This is a genomic window from Salmonella sp. SJTUF14076 (assembly GCF_015534835.1).
In the GTDB taxonomy this organism is placed as follows: domain Bacteria; phylum Pseudomonadota; class Gammaproteobacteria; order Enterobacterales; family Enterobacteriaceae; genus Salmonella; species Salmonella enterica.
Map to the genome: position 1 here is coordinate 1,004,326 of NZ_CP064674.1, position 23,552 is coordinate 1,027,877.

The window sequence follows — 23,552 nt, forward strand, 5'->3', positions numbered from 1 at the left end:
GATGAGTATGCTGGTTGTCGTTACCGAAAATGTTCCTCCTCGTCTGCGGGGGAGGCTGGCCGTCTGGTTACTGGAAATTCGAGCTGGTGTGTATGTTGGTGATGTTTCCACAAAGATCCGCGAGATGATATGGCAACAGGTTTCCGTTCTGGCAGATGAGGGAAATGTTGTTATGGCGTGGGCGACAAATACAGAATCAAGTTTTGAGTTTCAGACTTTTGGTGTAAATCGACGTATTCCGGTAGATCTTGATGGACTGCGATTGGTGTCGTTTCTACCTGTTGAAAATCAATAAGTTATAGATCTTTAAAAATTAGGAAAAGTTGGTGGGTTTTTTGTGCGCTAAAAAAGTATTTAAATTCAATTGGGTAGATTTAGAGTGTTCCCCGCGCCAGCGGGGATAAACCGAGCACACATTGTGTGACGGTCGCCGTCTGGTTGTGTTCCCCGCGCCAGCGGGGATAAACCGCCGGTTGTCCTTGTAATGGGGGGGGGCATTTGGTGTTCCCCGCGCCAGCGGGGATAAACCGGGCGACGGGTTCGTCCGACCGCATCCGGGCCAGTGTTCCCCGCGCCAGCGGGGATAAACCGCTTGGAACCATAAAAGATGGGCAAATAGTGCAGTGTTCCCCGCGCCAGCGGGGATAAACCGATTTTATTAGCGACTATCCAGGAATAAATTACGTGTTCCCCGCGCCAGCGGGGATAAACCGGGTGTTACTGATGGTGGGGCGCTGGATGAGGCGTGTTCCCCGCGCCAGCGGGGATAAACCGAGCGCGTCAGGAACGTTTCTGGGGTGGCCTGAGTGTTCCCCGCGCCAGCGGGGATAAACCGAGTGTCCACACTGCGGCGCTGAAAAATGCAACGTGTTCCCCGCGCCAGCGGGGATAAACCGTTCGTTTGATCTCCACTCACAACGGTATTGAAGTGTTCCCCGCGCCAGCGGGGATAAACCGTTCGGAGTCCGGATCATCATTCAGGATAACGAGTGTTCCCCGCGCCAGCGGGGATAAACCGAAATCGCGCGGCGATCGACTCAAGGCGGCGACGTGTTCCCCGCGCCAGCGGGGATAAACCGAAAATCGTGAGTGACTATCGTTCTGTTATTGCGTGTTCCCCGCGCCAGCGGGGATAAACCGTCTCTGTGATTACCCCGGAGCATGGCGGTGCGGTGTTCCCCGCGCCAGCGGGGATAAACCGTGGCCGGGGAAACAAGGAAAGTCCTGGTTTTTGTGTTCCCCGCGCCAGCGGGGATAAACCGTTTGAAATCGCTATTCTTATTGCTGTAGCAGTGTGTTCCCCGCGCCAGCGGGGATAAACCGCGTTAACTAAAACGAACAAAACAGGGAAATCAGTGTTCCCCGCGCCAGCGGGGATAAACCGAAGACAACTCCTGTCTTTCCATCACTCGAAGCGTGTTCCCCGCGCCAGCGGGGATAAACACGTTTCAACAGCATATCAGGACGTTTTTTCCGCCTTCGCCAGCTCTTTTACCAACGGCAGCATTATCCGCACTACATCGCGGCTACGGCGCTCAATCCGCCCTGGCAGCGCCTTGTCAATATGCTGTTGATTATCAAGCCGTACGTCGTGCCAGCTATTGCCGTTCGGGAAGGATGCATTTTTCACGCGTTGCTGGTATCCGTCTTTTTTACCCAGATTCCAGTTCGTCGCCTCAACAGAAAGCACCGATATTCCTGCTTTATCGAAAACCTCCGCATCATTACAGCAACCCGTTCCTTTGGGGTAGGATGGATTGCGTCCCGGATTGGTGTTGGCGGCGATACCATAACGGCGCGCAATCGCTAATGCCCGATCGCGGGTCAGTGTACGCACCGCTTCCGGCGTATTTTTCCCGCTATTAAAATAGAGCTTGTCGCCAACAATCAGGTTATCGAGATTAATCACCAGCAGCGTATTTTTCTTCTCAGCGTCACTCATTCGTTTGAGTAAATTTTCCGCGCCTAGCTTTCCCTCTTCTTCCCCGCTGGTGGCGATAAAACGAATCCCGTAATGGGTCGGTATATCTTTCAGACGCGCCGCCAGTTCCAGCATAACGCCTAATCCCGCGGCATTATCATCCATTCCCTGTAACGTTAAACCGCCCAGATTGGCATCGACATCAGCGTCGCTCTGCGGAGCGTACGTATCCAGATGCGCCATAATGATGATCTGTTGCGGCACGCGCCCTTCATGGGCGGCGATGACCGTACTGCCCGTCACGTTATGCCAGTTTTTGCGATTATCCTTCGTGGTATAAATAAATCGGCTATTAAACGTTCGAATATCGCTTTGGTATCCCATCTGGGTAAATTGTTGGCGTAAATAATCGGCAGACAACATCTCGGCGGGGGAGCCCGTCATTCTCCCGGGAAAAAAGGTGGCGATATGTCGTGCCTGAGTATTCGCTATTTCACCAGGCCCTGGTGATGCTGCTTGTGCAGGAAGGATAAAGCCTACGCCGAGCGCCAGAATGATGGCAAAGCGGCGCGTTGCGGAAAACATAATGAGTCCTTAAATACAGAACAAAATTTTACGTGGCTAGTATGAAACCGCGATCGTGTTAATACAATTTCATTTGCTCCTAAATGCTGGCAAGCCGGTACGTTAAGCATTTTTTGATATTGGTTTTTGGGCCGCGTTATTCCTTTGAGGAACTACTCATTCCAATTCGTCATTTCATTCACTCTCCTGCGCTCCCTATAGTCGTGTAATCGAAATGTTTAGCAAAAAACGGTATTGCAAAGGAACGGTTATGGATCAAAAACGACTCACCCACCTGCGGCAACTGGAGGCGGAAAGTATCCACATTATCCGTGAAGTGGCAGCGGAATTCGCTAATCCGGTCATGCTGTACTCCATTGGTAAAGACTCCAGCGTCATGCTGCATCTGGCGCGTAAGGCGTTTTATCCGGGTACGTTACCGTTCCCGCTATTGCACGTTGATACCGGTTGGAAATTCCGTGAGATGTACGCCTTTCGCGATCGTACCGCCAACGCATATGGCTGCGAGTTGCTGGTACATAAAAATCCGGAAGGCGTGGCGATGGGCATCAATCCGTTCGTTCACGGTAGCGCTAAACACACCGACATTATGAAAACCGAAGGGTTAAAGCAGGCGCTGAATAAGTACGGTTTTGATGCCGCGTTCGGCGGCGCACGGCGCGATGAGGAAAAATCCCGTGCGAAAGAACGTATTTACTCCTTTCGTGACCGTTTCCATCGCTGGGACCCGAAAAATCAGCGTCCAGAGTTGTGGCGTAACTATAACGGTCAGATTAATAAAGGCGAAAGTATACGCGTCTTCCCGCTCTCCAACTGGACAGAGCAGGATATCTGGCAATACATCTGGCTGGAAAACATCGACATCGTGCCGCTGTATTTGGCTGCTGAACGCCCGGTTCTGGAACGTGATGGCATGTTGATGATGGTGGATGACGATCGTATCGACCTCCAACCTGGCGAAGTCATCAAAAAAAGGATGGTGCGCTTCCGTACACTTGGCTGTTGGCCGCTCACCGGGGCGGTGGAATCCCACGCGCAAACGCTGCCGGAAATTATCGAAGAGATGCTGGTTTCTACCACCAGCGAGCGCCAGGGGAGGATGATTGACCGCGATCAGGCGGGGTCGATGGAGCTTAAAAAACGTCAGGGGTATTTCTAAGGAGCCGCCATGAACACCATACTTGCACAACAAATCGCCAGTGAAGGCGGCGTCGAAGCCTGGATGATTGCCCAACAACACAAAAGCCTGCTGCGTTTTTTAACCTGTGGCAGCGTTGATGACGGTAAAAGTACGCTGATAGGTCGTTTGCTGCACGATACCCTGCAAATTTATGAAGATCAGCTCTCTTCTCTGCATAATGACAGTAAACGTCATGGCACGCAGGGAGAAAAACTCGATCTGGCGCTGCTGGTAGATGGGCTGCAGGCCGAGCGTGAGCAGGGCATTACTATTGACGTCGCGTACCGCTATTTCTCCACGGAAAAACGAAAATTTATTATCGCCGACACGCCGGGCCATGAACAATATACCCGTAATATGGCGACCGGAGCGTCCACCTGCGATCTGGCGATCCTACTGATCGACGCGCGTAAAGGCGTGCTGGATCAGACGCGTCGCCATAGCTTTATCTCCACTCTGTTGGGGATCAAACACCTGGTGGTGGCAATCAACAAAATGGATCTCGTTGACTACCGCGAAGAGACCTTCGCCCGTATTCGTGAAGATTACCTGACCTTTGCTGAGCAGTTGCCGGGCGATCTGGATATTCGCTTTGTCCCGCTTTCGGCGCTGGAAGGGGATAATGTCGCCGCGCAGAGCGCGAATATGCGCTGGTACAGCGGCCCGACGCTGCTGGAAGTCCTGGAAACGGTAGACATACAGCGTGCGGTAGACCGTCAGCCGATGCGCTTTCCGGTACAATACGTCAATCGCCCGAACCTTGATTTTCGGGGGTATGCCGGCACTCTGGCGTCTGGTAGCGTCAAAGTCGGAGAGCGCATTAAAGTGCTGCCGTCTGGCGTGGAATCCAGCGTGGCGCGTATCGTCACTTTTGATGGCGACAAAGAAGAAGCCTGTGCGGGCGAAGCCATTACCCTGGTACTCAACGACGACATTGATATTAGCCGCGGCGATCTGCTGCTGGCGGCAAACGAGACGCTGGCACCTGCGCGGCACGCTGCGATCGATGTGGTATGGATGGCGGAACAGCCGCTGGCGCCGGGCCAAAGCTACGATGTTAAACTTGCGGGTAAGAAAACCCGCGCGCGTATCGAGGCTATTCGCTATCAGATTGATATCAACAATCTGACCCAACGAGACGTCGAGAGCCTGCCGTTAAACGGTATTGGTCTGGTAGAGATGACATTCGATGAGCCGCTCGCGCTGGATATTTATCAGCAAAATCCGGTGACGGGCGGACTGATTTTTATCGACCGGCTTTCTAACGTTACCGTGGGCGCTGGCATGGTGCGGGAACTGGACGAACGCGGAGCGACGCCGCCCGTGGAATACAGTGCGTTTGAGCTGGAGCTGAATGCGCTGGTACGCCGTCATTTTCCGCACTGGGACGCCCGCGATTTGCTGGGAGATAAACATGGCGCTGCATGATGAGAACGTGGTCTGGCACTCTCATCCCGTTACTGTCGCCGCCCGTGAACAGCTCCACGGCCACCGTGGCGTGGTGCTGTGGTTTACCGGACTCTCCGGTTCGGGAAAATCAACGGTGGCCGGCGCGCTGGAAGAGGCGTTACATCATCGTGGCGTCAGTACCTACCTGTTGGATGGCGATAATGTGCGCCACGGTTTGTGCCGTGATTTAGGCTTTAGCGATGCCGATCGCCAGGAAAATATCCGGCGGGTAGGCGAAGTGGCCAGTCTGATGGCGGACGCCGGCCTGATTGTTTTGACGGCATTTATTTCTCCGCACCGCGCCGAGCGGCAACTGGTAAAAGAGCGCGTCGGCCACGATCGTTTTATCGAGATTTATGTCAATACGCCGCTGGCTATCTGTGAACAGCGCGATCCTAAAGGGTTGTATAAAAAAGCGCGCGCGGGTGAGTTGCGTAACTTTACCGGTATCGACGCCATTTACGAAGCGCCTGACTCGCCCCAGGTTCATCTTAATGGTGAACAATTAGTAACAAATTTGGTTTCCCAATTATTAGACCTGCTGAGACGGCGCGATATTATCAGATCCTGAGACACCACCGGGCTTGTATGCCCGGTATGGTCAAGGTTACAGGATTTAATATGCGTAATAGCCATAACATTACTTTCACAAGGTCAGACGCCTTCATGGTCGACGATGACGCCACCAGTGCATTTCCGGGGGCGGTGGTCGGCTTTGTGTCATGGCTGCTGGCGTTGGGGATCCCTTTTCTGCTTTATGGCCCTAACACGCTGTTTTTTTTCCTCTATACCTGGCCCTTTTTCCTCGCGTTAATGCCGGTATCGGTGATTATCGGCATTGCGTTGCATCTGCTGGTAAAGGGCAAAATACTTTTTAGCATTATGTTTACTCTACTGGCGGTAGGCGCGCTGTTCGGCGCGTTATTTATATGGCTATTAGGGTAGATGGGTTATCACTGCGCCTCCGGTCATAATTCAAACCGTAACCAACAATGAGATTATGTTCTCCTTACTCGGGTATACGTAACATCCGGCAAATGTGGTACATTTGCCGGCGTTGTCGCGGCAATCCCGTCCTGAATGTGGAGTCACAGAGGACGTTATGGGATGATGATGCCGTTTTTCAGGGGGCAGGATGGGTAAACTAACGCTGCTGTTGCTGGCTTTACTGGTCTGGCTACAGTACTCGCTGTGGTTCGGTAAGAACGGCATACATGACTATAGCCGCGTCAACGATGATGTGGTCGCGCAGCAGGCGACAAACGCCAAACTTAAAGCGCGTAACGATCAGCTTTTTGCCGAAATTGACGATCTCAATGGCGGCCAGGAAGCGATAGAGGAGCGCGCGCGCAACGAACTTAGCATGACCAAACCGGGCGAAACCTTCTATCGTCTGGTGCCTGACGCCTCAAAACGCGCGGCAACGGCGGGGCAAACTCATCGATAAACCATCCAGGGATTTAACATGGCAGCCACTTTATTGGACGTTTGCGCCGTGGTGCCGGCGGCCGGATTTGGCCGCCGAATGCAAACAGAATGTCCTAAGCAGTATCTCTCAATCGGTAATAAAACCATTCTGGAGCACTCAGTTCATGCGCTGCTGGCGCATCCTCGGGTGACACGCGTTGTTATTGCTATCAGCCCTGGCGATCATCGCTTTGCCCAACTTCCGCTGGCGAATCATCCGCAAATCACCGTTGTGGATGGCGGCAACGAACGCGCTGATTCCGTTTTGGCCGGGTTGCAGGCCGTTGCAAAGGCGCAGTGGGTGCTGGTGCACGACGCGGCAAGACCCTGTTTGCATCAGGATGACCTTGCGCGGTTGCTGGCTATCAGCGAAAACAGCCGGGTCGGCGGTATCCTCGCCAGTCCGGTGCGCGACACCATGAAACGCGGCGAACCGGGGAAAAACGCTATTGCCCATACCGTAGAGCGCGCCGATTTATGGCACGCGCTCACCCCGCAGTTTTTCCCCCGCGAACTCTTGCACGATTGTCTGACGCGTGCGCTGAATGAAGGCGCGACCATCACCGACGAAGCGTCAGCGCTGGAGTATTGTGGTTTTCATCCGGCGCTGGTAGAAGGTCGCGCGGATAACATCAAGGTCACCCGTCCGGAAGATCTGGCGCTGGCGGAATTTTATCTGACCCGAACCATCCACCAGGAGAAAGCATAATGCGAATTGGACACGGTTTTGACGTACACGCGTTTGGCGGAGAAGGGCCGATTATTATTGGCGGCGTGCGTATCCCTTATGAAAAAGGGCTATTGGCGCATTCCGATGGCGATGTGGCGTTACATGCGCTGACCGATGCGCTGCTGGGCGCGGCGGCGCTTGGCGATATCGGCAAGCTCTTCCCGGATACCGATCCGGCATTTAAGGGAGCGGATAGCCGCGAACTACTGCGTGAAGCCTGGCGTCGTATTCAGGCGAAGGGGTACACCCTCGGCAACGTAGATGTCACCATTATTGCGCAGGCACCGAAAATGCTGCCGCATATTCCGCAAATGCGCGTCTTTATCGCCGAAGATCTCGGCTGCCATATGGATGACGTTAACGTGAAGGCGACGACGACGGAAAAGCTCGGATTTACCGGACGCGGAGAAGGTATTGCCTGCGAAGCGGTCGCGTTGCTGATGAAGGCGGCGAAATGACAGAGTTTGACAATCTCACCTGGCTGCACGGAAAACCACAAGGTAGCGGATTGCTGAAAGCGAATCCGGAAGATTTTGTGGTGGTTGAAGATTTAGGCTTTACGCCGGATGGTGAAGGCGAGCACATTCTGCTGCGTATTTTGAAAAACGGTTGCAATACCCGTTTTGTCGCTGACGCGCTGGCGAAATTCCTGAAAATTCACGCTCGCGAAGTGAGCTTTGCCGGGCAAAAAGATAAACATGCCGTTACCGAGCAGTGGCTGTGCGCGCGCGTGCCGGGGAAAGAGATGCCCGATTTCAGCGCCTTTCAGCTGGAAGGTTGTAAAGTGCTGGAATACGCGCGTCACAAGCGTAAGCTGCGTTTAGGCGCGCTGAAAGGCAATGCCTTTACGCTGGTGTTGCGTGAAATAAGCGATCGCCGCGATGTCGAAACACGATTGCAGGCGATTCGCGATGGCGGCGTGCCGAACTATTTCGGCGCACAGCGATTCGGCATTGGCGGCAGCAACTTGCAGGGCGCGCTGCGCTGGGCGCAAAGTAACGCGCCGGTGCGCGATCGCAATAAACGCAGTTTTTGGTTGTCGGCGGCGCGTAGCGCGTTGTTTAATCAAATTGTTCACCAGCGGCTGAAGAAACCAGACTTTAATCAAGTTGTTGACGGCGATGCGCTACAATTAGCGGGGCGTGGAAGCTGGTTCGTCGCGACATCTGAAGAACTGCCTGAATTGCAGCGCCGGGTAGACGAAAAAGAGCTGATGATTACAGCGTCGTTGCCGGGCAGCGGAGAGTGGGGAACACAGCGTGCGGCGCTGGCGTTTGAGCAAGATGCCATTGCCCAGGAAACGGTGTTGCAATCGCTGTTGCTGCGCGAAAAAGTAGAGGCGTCGCGCAGAGCGATGCTGCTTTATCCGCAACAATTAAGCTGGAACTGGTGGGATGACGTTACCGTCGAGTTACGTTTCTGGCTGCCCGCAGGCAGTTTTGCCACCAGCGTAGTAAGGGAACTGATCAACACAATGGGTGATTATGCGCATATTGCTGAGTAACGATGACGGGGTTCACGCGCCCGGTATACAAACGCTGGCGAAAGCGCTGCGTGAGTTTGCTGATGTACAGGTCGTAGCCCCGGATCGTAACCGCAGCGGCGCGTCTAATTCCCTCACGCTGGAATCTTCGCTTCGTACTTTTACCTTTGATAATGGCGATATCGCCGTACAGATGGGGACGCCGACCGATTGCGTCTATCTGGGCGTTAATGCCTTAATGCGTCCGCGTCCGGATATTGTCGTTTCCGGTATTAACGCGGGTCCGAATCTGGGCGATGATGTGATCTATTCCGGTACAGTCGCCGCGGCGATGGAAGGTCGTCATCTCGGCTTTCCGGCATTAGCGGTCTCCCTTAACGGCTATCAGCATTATGATACGGCTGCAGCCGTGACTTGCGCGCTTTTGCGAGGGTTAAGCCGGGAGCCGTTGCGTACCGGGCGTATTCTCAACGTGAATGTCCCGGATCTACCGTTAGCGCAGGTTAAAGGCATCCGCGTGACTCGCTGTGGTAGCCGCCATCCAGCGGATAAAGTAATCCCGCAGGAAGATCCGCGCGGTAATACATTGTACTGGATTGGCCCGCCGGGCGATAAATACGATGCCGGGCCGGATACCGATTTCGCGGCGGTGGATGAAGGCTACGTCTCCGTCACGCCGTTGCATGTGGATTTAACCGCGCACAGCGCGCATGATGTGGTTTCAGACTGGTTAGACAGCGTGGGAGTTGGCACGCAATGGTAAGTGGACGTGTACAGGCTCTTCTTGAACAATTGCGCGCGCAGGGCATCAGAGATGAGCAGGTGCTTAATGCGCTTGCTGCAGTGCCGCGCGAGAAATTTATTGATGAAGCGTTTGAACATAAGGCCTGGGAAAATATCGCTTTGCCGATAGGCCAGGGTCAGACGATTTCGCAGCCCTATATGGTGGCGCGAATGACGGAACTGCTCGAACTGACGCCGCAATCCAGGGTGCTGGAAATTGGCACCGGTTCCGGCTATCAGACGGCGATTCTGGCGCATCTGGTACATCACGTTTGCTCCGTTGAGCGGATTAAGGGGCTGCAATGGCAGGCGCGTCGCCGCCTGAAGCAGCTCGATTTACATAATGTTTCTACCCGTCATGGCGATGGCTGGCAAGGCTGGCAGGCGCGTGCGCCGTTTGACGCTATCATTGTGACGGCCGCGCCGCCGGAAATTCCTACCGCGCTCATGGCACAGTTGGATGAAGGCGGCATTCTTGTTCTGCCCGTGGGCGATGAGCAGCAGTTTTTGAAACGCGTGCGTCGCCGGGGCGGCGAATTTATTATCGATACCGTGGAGGCCGTTCGCTTCGTCCCGTTAGTCAAGGGAGAGCTGGCCTAGTTTGCCCTGCAAACACCCACTCTTACGCCTGATGAAGCCGAAACGAATACCTGGAGTTTTCCTGGTTATTCCCGGTGGGTTAAGCGTATCGTGAACACATTTTCCCGTGTTCACTTAATGCGTTGCACGGTTCTTACGTCACTGGTTGTTAACCAAATTTTTCCTGGGGGATAAATGAGCGCGGGAAGCCCAAAATTCACCGTTAGTCGCATTGCGGCACTATCACTGGTTTCACTATGGCTGGCAGGTTGTACCAGTTCGTCAAACCCTCCGGCGCCGGTCACGTCTGTGGACAGTGGGTCGTCATCAAATACCAATTCCGGGATGTTGATCACACCGCCGCCAAAAATGGGCGCGACGACGCAACAAACGCCGCAACAAGCGCCGCAAATTCAACCCGTTCAGCGTCCTGTAACGCAGCCCATGCAAACTCAACCGGTCACGGAACAACCCGTGCAGATGGAAAATGGGCGAATTGTATACAATCGCCAGTATGGGAATATTCCGAAAGGTAGCTATACGGGTGGCAGTACTTACACCGTGAAAAAGGGTGATACGCTTTTTTACATCGCCTGGATTACCGGGAACGATTTCCGCGATCTGGCCCAGAGAAACAGTATTTCTGCCCCGTATAGCCTGAATGTGGGGCAAACTTTGCAAGTTGGTAACGCATCCGGTACGCCAATTACTGGCGGAAATGCGATCACCCAGGCGGATGCAGCACAGCAAGGAGTTGTGACCAGGTCTGCACAAAATTCCACCGTTGCAGTTGCGTCTCAACCAACAATTACGTATTCTGAGGGCTCAGGTGAACAAAGTGCTAACAAAATGTTGCCAAACAACAAGCCTGCTGGGACGGTTGTCACAGCGCCTGTAACGGCACCAACGGTAAGCACGACCGAACCAAATGCAAGCAGTACGTCAACCAGCGCGCCGATTTCCGCATGGCGCTGGCCGACGGATGGCAAAGTGATCGAAAACTTTGGCGCTTCCGAAGGGGGCAATAAAGGGATCGACATTGCAGGCAGTAAGGGACAGGCTATCGTCGCAACCGCTGATGGGCGCGTCGTATATGCCGGTAACGCACTGCGTGGTTACGGTAATCTTATTATCATCAAACATAACGATGATTACCTGAGTGCCTACGCCCATAATGATACGATGCTGGTCCGGGAACAACAGGAAGTTAAGGCGGGGCAAAAAATCGCTACTATGGGTAGCACCGGCACCAGCTCTACACGCTTGCATTTTGAAATTCGTTACAAGGGGAAATCCGTAAACCCGCTGCGTTATTTACCGCAGCGATAAAGCGGCGGAACCAGGCTTTGACTTGCTAGTTCCGTCAAGGGATCACGGGTAGGAGCCACCTTATGAGTCAGAATACGCTGAAAGTTCATGATTTAAATGAAGACGCGGAATTTGATGAGAACGGAGTAGAGGCTTTTGACGAAAAAGCCTTGAGTGAAGAGGAACCCAGTGATAACGACCTGGCTGAAGAAGAGCTGTTATCGCAAGGGGCCACACAGCGTGTGTTGGACGCGACTCAGCTTTACCTTGGTGAGATTGGGTATTCACCACTGTTAACAGCCGAAGAAGAAGTCTATTTTGCGCGTCGCGCACTGCGTGGAGATGTCGCTTCTCGCCGTCGCATGATTGAGAGTAACCTGCGTCTGGTGGTAAAAATTGCCCGCCGTTATGGCAATCGTGGACTGGCGTTGCTGGACCTGATTGAAGAGGGCAACCTGGGGCTTATCCGTGCAGTCGAGAAGTTTGACCCGGAACGCGGGTTCCGCTTCTCAACATACGCAACCTGGTGGATTCGCCAGACAATCGAACGGGCGATTATGAACCAAACCCGTACGATTCGCTTGCCGATTCACATTGTTAAAGAGCTGAACGTATACCTGCGCACCGCACGTGAGTTGTCGCATAAACTGGACCACGAACCGAGTGCGGAAGAAATTGCAGAGCAACTGGATAAACCGGTTGATGACGTCAGCCGTATGCTTCGTCTCAACGAGCGCATTACCTCGGTAGACACCCCGCTGGGCGGTGATTCCGAAAAAGCGTTGCTGGACATCCTGGCCGATGAAAAAGAGAACGGTCCGGAAGACACCACGCAAGATGACGATATGAAACAGAGCATCGTCAAATGGTTGTTCGAACTGAACGCCAAACAGCGTGAAGTGCTGGCGCGCCGTTTCGGTCTGCTGGGATATGAAGCTGCGACACTGGAAGATGTAGGCCGTGAAATCGGTCTTACGCGTGAACGTGTTCGTCAGATTCAGGTTGAAGGCCTGCGCCGTCTGCGCGAAATTCTGCAGACGCAGGGGCTGAATATCGAAGCGCTGTTCCGCGAGTAAGTACCCTTGTCAAAAAAAGGCCAGTCTGTCGACTGGCCTTTTTTTTACCGTTTGTCTTCTGCCAGCAGCGGCGGGATACTCGGCACCATTGGCGCGTCATCAATATCTTTTTGCGTCATGCGAAACGCTTGTGGATAGTGTTCGCGGCTGGTACGGCGTAACGGTTCGGTATCGCGCCAGGTATACAGACAATGCTGACACTGATATACCGTCCAGACTCCTTTTACCGGCGAAGTCGCCATGAGTTCAATATGTGCATCGGCACAGCGTGGACAAATCATCGGTTACTCCTTATTTACGGTTGGCCAGCATGGCGGTCAGCTTTTCAGCCCAGGCTTTAGTTTCCGGTAAATCAACAACCGGCTGGCTATAGTGACCACGGTTATCTGGCGCAACCGGCGTGGTGGCGTCAATGATCAGCTTGTCGGTAATCCCCGCCGGGCTTGAGCCCGGGTCCAGTTCCAGGACGGACATATTCGGTAGCTGTACCAGATCGCCTGCCGGATTCACTTTCGACGATAACGCCCACATCACCTGTGGCAGATTGAATGGATCGACATCTTCATCGACCATGATCACCATCTTCACATATCCCAGACCGTGCGGCGTCGTCATCGCTCGCAGGCCCACCGCGCGGGCAAAGCCGCCGTAGCGTTTTTTGGTTGAGATGATGGCCAGCAGGCCGTGGGTGTACATGGCGTTTACCGCCTGCACTTCCGGAAATTCGGCTTTCAGCTGTTGATACAGTGGCACGCAGGTCGCCGGCCCCATCAGGTAGTCGATTTCTGTCCACGGCATACCTAAATAGAGCGATTCAAAAATGGGTTTGCTGCGGTAAGAGACCTTATCGATACGCACCACGGTCATGTTGCGACCACCGGAATAGTGGCCGGTAAATTCGCCGAACGGTCCTTCAATTTCACGTTTACGGCTTTCGATGACCCCTTCAAGAATGACTTCAGATCCCCACGGTACATCAAAACCGGTCAGCGGCGCGGTGGCGATAGGATAGGGGCTTTCACGCAGCGCGCCTGCCATTTCATACTCCGACTGATCGTATTTCAGCGGCGTTGCGCCCATCAGGGTAATGATCGGATCGTTACCCAACGTGATCGCAATCGGCAGATCTTCCCCGCGCTCTTCAGCTTTGTGCAGGTGCAATGCGATATCATGCATCGGCACTGGTTGCAGACCCAGCTTACGCTTGCCTTTAACTTCCATACGGTAGATGCCGACATTCTGCTTGCCGAAGTTATCGGGATCGAGCGGATCGCGTGATACCACACAGGCTTTATCCAGATAGAATCCACCGTCGCCGTCGTTCAGACGAAACAGCGGCAGGATATCAAACAGGTTGATCGCGTCGCCGTCGACGGTATTTTCCGCCCAGCCCGGATTCGCCCGTCGTTCCGGCGCTACCGGAAAATTGTCCCAGCGGCGAATAAATTCATCGATCTGTTTTTTAACCGGCGTGTTAGGCGGCAAACCCAGTGAGATGGCATGGTTCTGCCAGGAACCGATGGTATTCATCGCCACGCGGGCGTCGGTAAAACCACGAATATTGTCAAACCACAGCGCGGGCGCGCCATCGCCGATGCGTCCCGTTGCGTTGGCAGCGGCGGCGAGATCCGGCTCCGCATTCACTTCCTCGCTGATTTTCAGCAGTTGTCCCTGCTGATCCAGCGCATGTAAAAAACTGCGCAAATCATCAAATGCCATTATCCATTCTCCTGTGAAAAATTTGCTGCCTGTCGCAGTCCTTGCCAGCGGCGCGTGCGCGTATGCTCCAGACCAAACTGGTCGAGAACGCGCGCTACGATGTGCTGGATAATATCGTCAACGGTTTGCGGCAGGTTGTAGAACGCGGGCATGGGCGGCACTATCGCCACCCCCATACGAGAAAGCGCAAGCATGTTTTCCAGATGAATCGTGCTGAGCGGCATTTCCCGCGGCACAAGCACCAGCTTGCGACCCTCTTTCAACACGACATCGGCAGCGCGTCCTACCAGCCCCTCGGCATAGCCGGCGCGAACCCCCGCCAGTGTTTTCATACTGCAGGGGATAATAATCATGCCGTCGGTACGAAATGAGCCGGAGGAAATGGTCGCCGCCTGATCGGCCGGGCTATGACAATAATCTGCCAGGGCGGCTACCTCAGCGGGCGTGTAGGGCGTCTCCAGTTCAATAGTGGTTTTGGCCCACTTTGACATTACCAGATGCGTTTCAACATCAGGTATCGCCCGCAATGCCTGGAGTAGCTCGACGCCAAGCGGCGCGCCGGTCGCACCGGTCATCCCCACAATCAATCTCATTTCTTACCTCAAATATCGTTCGTATACGAACATTTTGATCAAAATACGCCCACACGGCCTTTGCGACAAGATCGCTCCCGACGCCTGCGCACGTTTAGCTAAAGCATTCGTCATTAAAAAACCGTGCATAAGTCGTTATGATAGAAAAAGTTAATTTATCCGGAGCGCTCATGGAGTTACGAAACACCGCGTTTCATCTGTTACGCCAACTTTTTCAGCAACATACCGCACGCTGGCAGCATGAACTACCGGAGCTCACCAAACCTCAATATGCGGTGATGCGCGTTATTGCTGAACATCCGGGTATTGAACAGGTCGATCTGACCGAAGCGGCGGTCAGCACTAAAGCGACGCTGGCGGAGATGTTAAGCCGGATGGAAAATCGTGGGCTGGTAAAGCGAGAAAACGATCCGCTGGATAAACGTCGGCGTTTTGTCTATCTCACCGTTCAGGGCCAAACGTTGCTCGCCGCCGCGATACCACTGGGGGATCGCGTTGACGATGAGTTTTTGGGGCGACTGAGCGCTGAAGAACGCGAACAGTTTACGCAACTGGTACGCAAGATGATGACGTAAGCGGCTTGCGCCGCTTTGCTATTTTTTGGCCATCAGCAGTGAGATATCCACTTTGGCCAGCGCCCGAATTGCGCTTTCCGGCAGGCCGTCATCGGTGACGATTTGGTTGAATTCCGCCAGCGGTAACGCCAGCCACGTCGCGACCTGGCCGTATTTGGTCGCGTCGCACACCAGAATTTTTTGGCGGCTGGCGCTGGCGACGGCCCGTTTCACCGTGACTTTATCTTCTGCCGGCGTTGAAATACCGCGCACGCTCCAGGACGAGGCGGAAATAAAGGCCTGGTCAATCATCAGCCCGCGCAAAAGCGTCGCCGCGGCTTCACCGACGCACGACCGGTTTTCCCGGCATACCGCCCCGCCAGTGTGAATAATTGTGCAATCGCTATTGTCCATCAGGTAATCGGCGATAACGAAATCATTCGTCACCACCGTAAGTTTATTCATCGTAACCAGCTGCCTGGCGATCGCCAGCGTGGTCGTACCTGCATCAAGGTAGATACAGCTTTCTGGCTGTACCAGGCTGGCGGCCAGTTTGCCAATCGCCGCTTTCTGCGGCGTCGCCAGTTCGGTTTTGATCTGATGCGAGGGTTCGTGCGCCACGCGAGTCGATGATTGCACGCCGCCAGAGACCTGGATTACCGCGCCTTGCTGCTCCAGTTTTTGTAAATCACGGCGGATAGTCATGTGGGATACATGCATGCGCTCGGTCAGTTCAGCGATACTGACGATGCCTTTCTCCGCCACCATATCAAGAATGATTTGTCGACGCTCAGTAGGTATCAACGTCTGCTCCTTTCTTTAGTCCTGTCGCGATTTTACGCGATTTCTCGTCACAGCGTGTGAAGTTCTATGAGGATTGCCTTCACAAAAAATAACATATTTTGTTATTTTTTGTGAAACAACTCACCGCAATTGTTTACAAAAACGCCTATATTCACATAACAAAACATAATATCACGTAAATTAACATGGGGTGATAATGACAACAGGAACTGATTTTCATGTCGGCATTGTGGGGCTTGGCTCAATGGGAATGGGCGCTGCGCGTTCATGCCTGCGCGCCGGGCTTTCCACATGGGGGGCCGATCTTAACCCGCAATCGTGCGCGAATCTTCTCGCTGAAGGAGCTTGTGGGGCTGCCGCCAGCGCCAGGGAGTTCGCCGGCGTCGTGGATGCGTTAGTCATTCTGGTCGTCAATGCCGCCCAGGTCAGACAGGTGTTATTCGGTGAGGATGGCGTCGCCCATCTGATGAAACCCGGAAGCGCGGTGATGGTTTCGTCCACGATCTCAAGCGCCGACGCGCAAGAGATCGCCGCGGCGTTGACGGCATTGAATCTTAACATGCTGGATGCGCCGGTTTCCGGCGGCGCGGTAAAAGCGGCGCAGGGCGAAATGACGGTGATGGCCTCCGGGAGCGAGGCGGCGTTTACCCGCCTGAAGCCTGTGCTGGACGCCGTTGCCAGCAACGTTTATCGCATCAGCGATACGCCGGGCGCAGCCTCAACCGTCAAAATCATTCATCAACTGCTGGCTGGAGTGCATATTGCGGCGGCGGCCGAAGCGATGGCGCTGGCCGCGCGGGCCGGTATTCCTCTGGACGTGATGTATGACGTCGTGACCCATGCCGCCGGAAACTCCTGGATGTTCGAAAACCGTATGCAGCATGTCGTTGACGGCGACTATACCCCGCGTTCGGCCGTCGACATTTTTGTCAAAGATTTGGGGCTGGTTGCCGATACGGCGAAAGCGCTGCGCTTCCCCTTACCGCTGGCCTCTACGGCGTTAAATATGTTCACCAGCGCCAGTAACGCCGGTTATGGCAAAGAGGATGACAGCGCTGTGATCAAAATTTTCTCAGGGATTACTCTGCCTGGCGTTACGCCTGAGGAGTCGTCATGTTAAAAATTGGCGTCATTGCCGACGATTTTACCGGCGCGACTGACATCGCCAGTTTTCTGGTCGAAAACGGGATGCCGACAGTGCAGATCAATGATGTCCCAACCGGGACGCAACCGGAAGGGTGCGACGCGGTGGTTATCAGCCTGAAAACCCGCTCATGCCCGGCGCAAGAGGCGATAAAACAATCGCTGGCGGCGCTGGTATGGCTGAAAAAACAGGGCTGCCAGCAAGTCTATTTCAAATATTGCTCGACTTTCGATAGTACCGCCGAAGGCAATATCGGCCCGGTCACCGATGCGCTGATGGTGGCGCTGGATACCTCATTTACCGTGATTTCTCCCGCGCTGCCGGTTAACGGACGCACGGTTTATCAGGGCTATCTGTTTGTCATGAACCACTTGCTGGCGGAGTCCGGTATGCGCCACCACCCTATCAATCCGATGACCGACAGCTACCTGCCGCGTCTGATGGAAGCGCAGGCGCAAGGACGCTGCGGCGTTATTCCGGCTCAGACGCTTGATGAAGGCGTTGCCGCGACCCGTGCGGCGCTGTCGCGTTTACAGCAGGAAGGATATCGCTACGCGGTACTTGACGCGCTCAATGAGCGGCACCTGGAAATCCAGGGCGAGGTTTTGCGTGATGCCCCGCTGGTGACCGGCGGTTCCGGGCTGGCAATGGGGCTGGCGCGTCAGTGGGCGAAGCACGGCGTTTCTCAGGCCCGTTCCGCAGGCTATCCGCTGAGCGGTCGCGCGGTGGTGCTTTCCGGTTCCTGTTCGCAAATGACGAATCAGCAGGTGGCTTTCTATCGACAACATGCTCCCACACACGACGTTGACGTGGCGCGCTGCCTGTCATCCGAGGCGCGCGAGGTCTACGCCGAAGCGCTGGCGCAGTGGGTGCTCAGTCAGGACAGCGAACTGGCGCCAATGATTAGCGCCACCGCCTCCACGCAGGCGCTGGCCGCCATCCAGCAGCAATATGGCGCTACCGAAGCCAGCCATGCGGTAGAGGCGCTCTTTTCCCTGCTGGCTGCTCGCTTAGCGGAAGGCGGTATCACCCGGTTTATTGTGGCGGGCGGCGAAACCTCGGGCGTGGTGACGCAAAGCCTCGGTATTACCGGTTTTCACATCGGACCGTGCATTTCACCCGGCGTGCCGTGGGTCAACGCGCTCCATGCGCCAGTCTCGCTGGCGCTAAAGTCAGGCAATTTTGGCGATGAATCCTTTTTCATCCGCGCTCAAAGGGAGTTTCAGGTATGACGATACTGGCAAAAGAAGAGCACGCTTTGCGAGAAGAGATGGTCAGGATAGCCGCCTCGTTTTTCCAGCGCGGCTATGCCACCGGCTCGGCAGGCAACCTCTCGCTGTTACTGCCGGACGGCAATATTCTGGCGACGCCCACCGGTTCGTGTCTGGGTAATCTCGACCCGCAGCGGCTATCCAAAGTGGACCCGCAGGGCGAATGGCTCAGCGGCGATAAACCGTCTAAAGAGGTGCGTTTTCATCTGGCGTTGTATCGCAATAACCCTTGCTGCAAGGCCGTGGTACATCTGCACAGCACCTGGTCAACGGCGCTTTCCTGTCTCGAAGGGCTGGACCCGCAAAATGTGATTCGCCCGTTTACCCCCTATGTGGTGATGCGGATGGGAGACATTCCGCTGGTTCCCTACTATCGCCCGGGGGATGACCGAATTGCTCGCGATTTGGCTGCGCTGGCGGCCCGGCATCAGGCCTTTTTACTGGCTAATCATGGGCCGGTCGTGTGCGGGGAGAATTTGCAGGAAGCCGCTAATAATACCGAGGAGCTGGAAGAGACGGCAAAGCTGATTTTTATCCTTGGCGAACGCCCGATTCGTTATTTAACCACCGAAGAAATTGCGCAGTTAAGGAGATAACCCGATGCCGCGTTTTGCCGCCAATTTGTCGATGATGTTTACCGAAGTGCCGTTTATCGAGCGTTTTGCCGCCGCTGCCGAAGCCGGTTTTCAGGCCGTTGAGTTTCTGTTCCCCTACGGCTTTGCCGCCAGCGAGATTAAAGCCCAGCTATCGCGTCATGATCTGACGCTGGCGCTGTTTAATACTTCGGCGGGCGATACCGCGGCGGGCGAGTGGGGACGTGCCGCGCTACCGGGGCGCGAACACGACGCGCGCGCCGATATCGATCTGGCTCTGGAATACGCTTTGGCGCTGGAATGCGAGCAGGTTCACATCATGGCGGGCGTAGTGCCGGATGGCGCTGATGGCGCACGTTATCGCGCCACGTTTATCGATAATTTGCGTTATGCCGCCGACCGGTTTGCCGCCCACGATAAACGTATTTTGATCGAAGCGCTGAGTCCCGGCGTTAAACCCGGCTACCTCTTTTCCAGCCAATATCAGGCGCTGGGCATCGCAGAAGAGGTTGACCGCCCGAATGTGTTCATCCAGCTCGACACTTTCCACGCGCAAAAAGTGGATGGCAATTTGAGTCACCTGATTCGCGAGTACGCGGGCCGCTATGCCCATGTACAAATCGCCTCGCTACCGGACAGACATGAACCGGATGATGGCGAGATCAACTACCCGTGGCTGTTCCGGCTGTTCGATGACGTAGGTTATCGCGGCTGGATAGGCTGCGAATACCAACCACGGAATACCACTCAGGACGGGCTTGGCTGGTTTAACGCCTGGCGCTAACCCTGAACTACCCTACACAACAATAAAGAGGACATCCGGATGCAGATTATCATTACCGGCGGGGGCGGCTTTTTAGGCCAGAAACTCGCAAGCGCCTTATTAAACTCATCGCTGGCGTTTAACGAACTGCTTCTTGTTGATTTAAAAATGCCTGCACGGTTATCAGATTCCCCTCGTTTACGCTGCCTGGAGGCTGACTTAACCCAGCCGGGCGTGCTGGAGAATGTGATTACCGCTAATACCTCTGTTGTTTATCATCTCGCTGCGATTGTCAGCAGTCATGCGGAAGACGATTTCGATCTGGGATGGAAAGTTAACCTGGATCTTACCCGCCAGTTACTTGAGGCGTGTCGTCGACAACCGCAGAAAATTCGTTTTGTCTTCTCCAGCTCGCTTGCCGTTTATGGCGGTACGCTGCCGGAATGCGTCACCGATACCACCGCGCTCACGCCGCGCTCGTCTTATGGCGCGCAGAAGGCCGCCTGTGAACTGTTGGTCAACGACTATACCCGCAAAGGCTATGTGGATGGGCTGGCGCTGCGTTTGCCGACGATCTGTGTTCGCCCGGGTAAACCAAACCGCGCCGCCTCTTCTTTTGTCAGCGCGATTATTCGTGAACCGTTGCAGGGCGAGACGACCGTCTGCCCGGTGTCGGAAAGTTTGCGGCTGTGGATTTCCAGCCCAGCGACGGTGATCCATAACCTGTCGCTGGCCGCAACGTTACCCGCGCCTGGCGAGGCGAGCAGCATCAACTTACCGGGGATCAGCGTAACCGTGGGCGAGATGCTGGAAACGTTGCGTCAGGCGGGCGGCCAGGCGGCGCGCGATCGGGTTACGCATCAGCGCGACGAAGGCGTCGAGAAAATTGTCGCCTCCTGGCCGGGACGTATCGATAACCAGCGTGCGCTGGCGTTAGGTTTTGTCGCCGATAAACGCTTCGATGACATTATCGAACGCTTTCGACAAGATGATATGGAGGGGAGGTCATGACAAGTTTACCGACCCCAATTATCGGCCTGATCGTTGCCGTTTTCGTGCTGGTATGGCTGGTGTTACGCACCCGTGTTCATGCGCTGATCGCGATGCTGGCGGCGGCCTGTATCGCCGGTCTGTTGGGGGGAATGGGCATTGATAAAACGCTCTCTGTCATCACCAGCGGATTCGGTACGACGCTGGGCAGCATTGGCCTGGTGATTGGTCTCGGCGTAATGATGGGGCGCTTGCTGGAGGTTTCCGGCGCGGCGGAGCGTATCGCCTGGAGCTTTATCAAATGGCTGGGGAAACGCCGTGAAGAGTGGGCGCTGGCGATCACGGGTTATATTGTCAGCATCCCCATTTTCGTCGATTCCGCTTTTGTCATTCTTTATCCGGTGGCGAAAGCGCTGGCGAAAAGCGGTAAACGTTCGCTACTGACGCTGGGCGTCGCGCTGGCGGGCGGGCTGGTGGTCACTCACCATACGGTACCTCCGACGCCCGGTCCGCTGGGGGTAGCCGGGATTTTTAACGTCGACATCGGCGCAATGTTATTGACCGGGATGGCGCTGGCGGTGCCCTGTGTGATCGGCATTGTGTTCTATGCGCAGTGGCTGGATAAACGCTACCCTGATTTCGTGCCGCGTACGCTGAACGCCGATGAAGTTAATGCCGCGCTGGAGCAGTACAATAAAGAGAAAGAGCAAAAGGATCTGCCGAGCCTGACGCTCTCTCTGCTGCCTATTGTGGTGCCGATCGTGCTGATCTTCCTGAAGGCTATCTGCTCCACTCTCGCCACCATAGAAGGATGGTCCGGCCTGGCGACGCATCCGGTGGTACAGGCAATCAACTTTGTGGGAAGTCCGGTGATCGCGTTGGCCATCAGCGTTCTGCTGGCGGTGTATACGCTGGTGCCGCGCATGGATAAACATACCACTGCAGAGCGTCTGGAAGAGGGCTTGCAAAGCGCCGGGATTATCTTACTGGTCACGGGCGCTGGCGGCGCGTTGGGCGCGATCCTGCGCGACAGCGGCGCGGGGCAACAGCTGGCGGAGCAGGTTGCCAACCTGCCGATCTCGCCGATCCTGATCCCGTTTATCGTGGCGACGCTGGTACGCCTGATTCAGGGATCGGGGACGGTGGCGATGATCACTGCCGCCTCGATTTCCGCGCCGATCCTGGCGCAGATCCCCGGCATCAATATGTTGCTTGCCGCTCAGGCCGCAACGATGGGGTCGCTGTTCTTCGGCTACTTCAACGATAGCCTGTTCTGGGTGGTTAACCGCATGATGGGCGTCTCTGATGTCAAACAGCAGATGGTGGTTTGGTCTGTACCGACGACCATTGCCTGGGCGATTGGCGGCACCGGCGTGGCGCTGATTAACCTGCTGTTTGGTTCCGGCGGCAGTTGGCTCGATCCGTTACTGCCGATTGTCGTTCTGGCGGCAATTATGCTGTGGGTGCGTTGGCAGGCGCAGGGGATCAAAGACAAGCTGGTAGTTAAGGATTAAGACGGTATTATCCGTCCGGGAGCGCAATGCTCCCGGGCTGGCTACAATGATGGGGCGTGCTCCCCGCAATCCCATTGCGAACGTAAAAAATCAATAAATGCGCGTACTTTTGTCGATACATGGCGGGCGTCCGGATAAACGGCATAAATGCCCTGACGGGGAAAATGATAGTCGGGTAACACGTGAATTAACGTTCCATCCTCCAGTGCGGTGTTGACTAACCATTGCGGCAGTAATGCGACGCCGCTTCCCGCGAGAGCGAAGGCCATCAGCGAGCGCGCGCTGTCGACAGAAATTTTTCCGGCTTTGCTTATCTCCAGGCGTGAGTGTTGGCCATGATTATTCGTTACTGTCCACCGTAGCGGCGTAGGTAATCGCTCATGAATAATCCATTCCGCCTGGGCCAACGACTCCAGTGATGAAACAGGGTTGCGGGCGAGCCACTGCGGCGCGGCGACCGGCAGAATGGTAAAGCGGGATATCAGCGCGGCGCGATAGCGGGAGTCCGCCAGCGAGCCAAGCCGAATCGCCACATCAAAGCGCTCGGCAATTAAATCGGCATGATGTGATGAGGACATATGCCGAATACGGAGATCGGGATGGCGCTGACTAAACTGCGCCAGTACCGGAATGACCACCTGTTCGCCAAACTCGGGCGTAGTGGTAATACGTAACTCGCCGCCCAGCCCACTATGGCTGGCACGCACTTCATCCTGCAAATTTTTCGCGGCATTGAGTAAATTCACGCCTTTTTGGTAAAAGAGGACGCCGGCGTCTGTGAGCGTCAATCGTCGGGTGGAACGTAGCAGTAACGTTACGCCAAGCTCTTTTTCAAGCTGCCGAATATTAAAACTCACTACCGCTTTTGTTTGGCCCGATGCGGCCGCCGCCGCCGTGAAGCTGCCGCTATCTACCACGGCGATAAACAGCGACATACGCTGCAAATTGAGCATGGCGAGCTCCTTTACTGTCAAAATTATTTTGACAGTATATCGTTGAAGCGCGGACTTATCTGGCTTTCTCCGGACGGCTACATTAGCGCCTCT

Annotated in this window: 27 protein-coding genes and 1 CRISPR repeat array; of the genes, 20 read left to right on the forward strand and 7 right to left on the reverse strand. The window is 55.0% G+C overall.

Annotated elements, in window-relative coordinates; translation table 11 throughout:
- The first annotated feature begins 1 nt into the window (after position 1).
- Positions 2-295 carry a type I-E CRISPR-associated endoribonuclease Cas2e gene (gene cas2e, locus HU143_RS04895; RefSeq protein WP_000062284.1) on the forward strand — a complete coding sequence of 98 codons (294 nt, stop codon included), beginning with the start codon at positions 2-4 and terminating at the stop codon, positions 293-295.
- An 84-nt stretch (positions 296-379) separates the two neighbouring features.
- Positions 380-1,445: direct repeats of the CRISPR family, unit length 29 nt; unit sequence GTGTTCCCCGCGCCAGCGGGGATAAACCG.
- A 14-nt stretch (positions 1,446-1,459) separates the two neighbouring features.
- Here the strand turns inward: cas2e and HU143_RS04900 are convergent.
- The gene (locus HU143_RS04900) at positions 1,460-2,506 is read right to left on the reverse strand and encodes an aminopeptidase (RefSeq protein ID WP_023227572.1); all 1,047 of its coding nucleotides are present in this window, start codon (positions 2,504-2,506) and stop codon (positions 1,460-1,462) included.
- A gap of 250 nt (positions 2,507-2,756) precedes the next feature.
- Here HU143_RS04900 and cysD point away from each other — a divergent pair, with 250 nt between their 5' ends.
- The 10 genes from cysD to HU143_RS04950 all read left to right on the forward strand — a co-directional run bounded on the left by cysD (position 2,757) and on the right by HU143_RS04950 (position 10,198).
- On the forward strand, positions 2,757-3,665 hold the full coding sequence (cysD, locus tag HU143_RS04905) for a sulfate adenylyltransferase subunit CysD (protein ID WP_000372384.1): 909 nt from the start codon (positions 2,757-2,759) through the stop codon (positions 3,663-3,665).
- Positions 3,666-3,674: 9 nt separating this feature from the next.
- The gene (cysN, locus tag HU143_RS04910; RefSeq protein ID WP_023227571.1) at positions 3,675-5,114 is read left to right on the forward strand and encodes a sulfate adenylyltransferase subunit CysN; all 1,440 of its coding nucleotides are present in this window, start codon (positions 3,675-3,677) and stop codon (positions 5,112-5,114) included.
- The gene (cysC, locus tag HU143_RS04915) at positions 5,101-5,706 is read left to right on the forward strand and encodes an adenylyl-sulfate kinase (RefSeq protein ID WP_001173659.1); all 606 of its coding nucleotides are present in this window, start codon (positions 5,101-5,103) and stop codon (positions 5,704-5,706) included. The genes cysN and cysC overlap by 14 nt, the downstream gene beginning before the upstream one ends.
- A 50-nt stretch (positions 5,707-5,756) precedes the next feature.
- On the forward strand, positions 5,757-6,080 hold the full coding sequence (locus HU143_RS04920; protein WP_001537530.1) for a DUF3561 family protein: 324 nt from the start codon (positions 5,757-5,759) through the stop codon (positions 6,078-6,080).
- A 190-nt stretch (positions 6,081-6,270) separates the two neighbouring features.
- The gene (ftsB, locus tag HU143_RS04925) at positions 6,271-6,582 is read left to right on the forward strand and encodes a cell division protein FtsB (RefSeq protein ID WP_000517480.1); all 312 of its coding nucleotides are present in this window, start codon (positions 6,271-6,273) and stop codon (positions 6,580-6,582) included.
- An 18-nt stretch (positions 6,583-6,600) separates the two neighbouring features.
- On the forward strand, positions 6,601-7,311 hold the full coding sequence (ispD, locus tag HU143_RS04930) for a 2-C-methyl-D-erythritol 4-phosphate cytidylyltransferase (protein WP_000741649.1): 711 nt from the start codon (positions 6,601-6,603) through the stop codon (positions 7,309-7,311).
- Positions 7,311-7,790 carry a 2-C-methyl-D-erythritol 2,4-cyclodiphosphate synthase gene (ispF, locus tag HU143_RS04935; protein WP_001219244.1) on the forward strand — a complete coding sequence of 160 codons (480 nt, stop codon included), beginning with the start codon at positions 7,311-7,313 and terminating at the stop codon, positions 7,788-7,790. Before ispD ends, ispF begins: the two co-directional genes overlap by 1 nt.
- Positions 7,787-8,836: a tRNA pseudouridine(13) synthase TruD gene (gene truD / locus HU143_RS04940; protein WP_000134246.1), complete on the forward strand. Its 1,050-nt coding sequence runs from the start codon at positions 7,787-7,789 to the stop codon at positions 8,834-8,836. Before ispF ends, truD begins: the two co-directional genes overlap by 4 nt.
- A complete protein-coding gene (surE, locus tag HU143_RS04945; RefSeq protein WP_001221538.1) occupies positions 8,817-9,578 on the forward strand; it encodes a 5'/3'-nucleotidase SurE in 762 nt (253 codons plus the stop codon). Before truD ends, surE begins: the two co-directional genes overlap by 20 nt.
- Positions 9,572-10,198 (forward strand): protein-L-isoaspartate(D-aspartate) O-methyltransferase, encoded by a 627-nt coding sequence (locus HU143_RS04950; protein WP_000253545.1) that lies wholly within the window; start codon positions 9,572-9,574, stop codon positions 10,196-10,198. The genes surE and HU143_RS04950 overlap by 7 nt, the downstream gene beginning before the upstream one ends.
- 110 nt (positions 10,199-10,308) lie before the next feature.
- On the opposite strand, the gene HU143_RS24425 is transcribed toward HU143_RS04950, so the two are convergent.
- Complete coding sequence (locus HU143_RS24425) at positions 10,309-10,524, reverse strand: peptidase (RefSeq protein WP_371061741.1); 216 nt, start codon at positions 10,522-10,524, stop codon at positions 10,309-10,311.
- Between HU143_RS24425 and nlpD the strand changes: the two genes are divergently transcribed.
- Entirely contained in the window at positions 10,424-11,506 is a 1,083-nt protein-coding gene (gene nlpD, locus HU143_RS04955) for a murein hydrolase activator NlpD (protein ID WP_223149274.1), read from the forward strand. The two genes, HU143_RS24425 and nlpD, sit on opposite strands and share 101 nt — an antisense overlap.
- 62 nt (positions 11,507-11,568) lie before the next feature.
- Complete coding sequence (rpoS, locus tag HU143_RS04960) at positions 11,569-12,561, forward strand: RNA polymerase sigma factor RpoS (protein WP_000081498.1); 993 nt, start codon at positions 11,569-11,571, stop codon at positions 12,559-12,561.
- A 44-nt stretch (positions 12,562-12,605) separates the two neighbouring features.
- On the opposite strand, the gene HU143_RS04965 is transcribed toward rpoS, so the two are convergent.
- The 3 genes from HU143_RS04965 to HU143_RS04975 are packed head-to-tail and all read right to left on the reverse strand — an operon-like array spanning position 12,606 to position 14,873.
- Complete coding sequence (locus HU143_RS04965) at positions 12,606-12,842, reverse strand: non-oxidative hydroxyarylic acid decarboxylases subunit D (RefSeq protein WP_000562964.1); 237 nt, start codon at positions 12,840-12,842, stop codon at positions 12,606-12,608.
- Positions 12,843-12,852: 10 nt separating this feature from the next.
- Complete coding sequence (locus tag HU143_RS04970; RefSeq protein ID WP_000863168.1) at positions 12,853-14,280, reverse strand: non-oxidative hydroxyarylic acid decarboxylases subunit C; 1,428 nt, start codon at positions 14,278-14,280, stop codon at positions 12,853-12,855.
- Complete coding sequence (locus HU143_RS04975; RefSeq protein WP_001237181.1) at positions 14,280-14,873, reverse strand: non-oxidative hydroxyarylic acid decarboxylases subunit B; 594 nt, start codon at positions 14,871-14,873, stop codon at positions 14,280-14,282. Before HU143_RS04975 ends, HU143_RS04970 begins: the two co-directional genes overlap by 1 nt.
- Positions 14,874-15,043: 170 nt before the next feature.
- On the opposite strand from HU143_RS04975, the gene HU143_RS04980 reads away from it, so the two are divergent.
- The gene (locus tag HU143_RS04980; protein WP_000423338.1) at positions 15,044-15,448 is read left to right on the forward strand and encodes a MarR family winged helix-turn-helix transcriptional regulator; all 405 of its coding nucleotides are present in this window, start codon (positions 15,044-15,046) and stop codon (positions 15,446-15,448) included.
- A gap of 18 nt (positions 15,449-15,466) precedes the next feature.
- Here HU143_RS04980 and ygbI read toward each other — a convergent pair whose 3' ends face one another.
- Positions 15,467-16,231, reverse strand: coding sequence for a DNA-binding transcriptional repressor YgbI (gene ygbI / locus HU143_RS04985; protein WP_000613178.1), 765 nt, complete (start codon positions 16,229-16,231; stop codon positions 15,467-15,469).
- A gap of 196 nt (positions 16,232-16,427) precedes the next feature.
- Between ygbI and ltnD the strand changes: the two genes are divergently transcribed.
- From ltnD to HU143_RS05015, 6 genes are read left to right on the forward strand one after another with little or no spacing between them, the layout of a single operon-like run.
- Positions 16,428-17,351, forward strand: a complete 924-nt coding sequence (gene ltnD, locus HU143_RS04990; RefSeq protein ID WP_023227570.1) for an L-threonate dehydrogenase — start codon at positions 16,428-16,430, stop codon at positions 17,349-17,351.
- Positions 17,345-18,607 carry a 3-oxo-tetronate kinase gene (gene otnK / locus HU143_RS04995; protein WP_023227569.1) on the forward strand — a complete coding sequence of 421 codons (1,263 nt, stop codon included), beginning with the start codon at positions 17,345-17,347 and terminating at the stop codon, positions 18,605-18,607. Before ltnD ends, otnK begins: the two co-directional genes overlap by 7 nt.
- Positions 18,604-19,242 carry an aldolase gene (locus HU143_RS05000; protein WP_000153636.1) on the forward strand — a complete coding sequence of 213 codons (639 nt, stop codon included), beginning with the start codon at positions 18,604-18,606 and terminating at the stop codon, positions 19,240-19,242. The genes otnK and HU143_RS05000 overlap by 4 nt, the downstream gene beginning before the upstream one ends.
- A gap of 4 nt (positions 19,243-19,246) precedes the next feature.
- A complete protein-coding gene (locus HU143_RS05005; protein WP_001136899.1) occupies positions 19,247-20,023 on the forward strand; it encodes an HPr family phosphocarrier protein in 777 nt (258 codons plus the stop codon).
- Between the two features lie 39 nt (positions 20,024-20,062).
- Positions 20,063-21,013 (forward strand): D-erythronate dehydrogenase, encoded by a 951-nt coding sequence (gene denD, locus HU143_RS05010; RefSeq protein WP_001165731.1) that lies wholly within the window; start codon positions 20,063-20,065, stop codon positions 21,011-21,013.
- A complete protein-coding gene (locus HU143_RS05015) occupies positions 21,010-22,506 on the forward strand; it encodes a GntP family permease (protein WP_000202719.1) in 1,497 nt (498 codons plus the stop codon). Before denD ends, HU143_RS05015 begins: the two co-directional genes overlap by 4 nt.
- A 41-nt stretch (positions 22,507-22,547) precedes the next feature.
- Here HU143_RS05015 and HU143_RS05020 read toward each other — a convergent pair whose 3' ends face one another.
- Positions 22,548-23,480 carry a LysR family transcriptional regulator gene (locus tag HU143_RS05020; RefSeq protein WP_072162153.1) on the reverse strand — a complete coding sequence of 311 codons (933 nt, stop codon included), beginning with the start codon at positions 23,478-23,480 and terminating at the stop codon, positions 22,548-22,550.
- Positions 23,481-23,552 lie beyond the last annotated feature (72 nt).